A 377-nucleotide genomic window follows, 5' to 3' on the forward strand; every position below is an offset into this window, starting at 1 on the left:
CACCAGGACGCTGCCGCCAAGTCCAGCAAGCATCGCCACCGGCAGGCTCGGCGTGCGGCCCTCGATCGGTGCCGCGCGCCAGGCCATCAGCACCAGCAAGGGCAGCAACAGCGCGACCCCCAGATGCTCCCGCTCGCTGAAGGCATTGCCCGGGAAAATCACAAGCAGGGCCAGGAACAGCGGCAACATTGGAAACAGCGCGCGGTTCTCGGCAAGGCCGGCCTGTCTGGCGATCAGCGCGGCAAAGCCCAATCCTGCCAGGCAGATCGCATAGCTGTAGACATGAACCGCCACTTCCGGCGACATGCCGATCCTGTACGCGAGCGCCACGGCCGGCATGAACATCCAAGGCGTGAAAGGTGGATTGACTTCGAAAA

At 64.2% G+C, this 377-nt stretch carries 1 pseudogene; it reads right to left on the reverse strand.

The features are described 5' to 3' along the window. Positions 1-330: pseudogene (locus EN852_RS36080) on the reverse strand (hypothetical protein); the annotation flags it as partial. Positions 331-377 lie beyond the last annotated feature (47 nt).

This window comes from Mesorhizobium sp. M2E.F.Ca.ET.209.01.1.1 (genome assembly GCF_004010375.2).
Classification (GTDB): Bacteria; Pseudomonadota; Alphaproteobacteria; order Rhizobiales; family Rhizobiaceae; genus Mesorhizobium.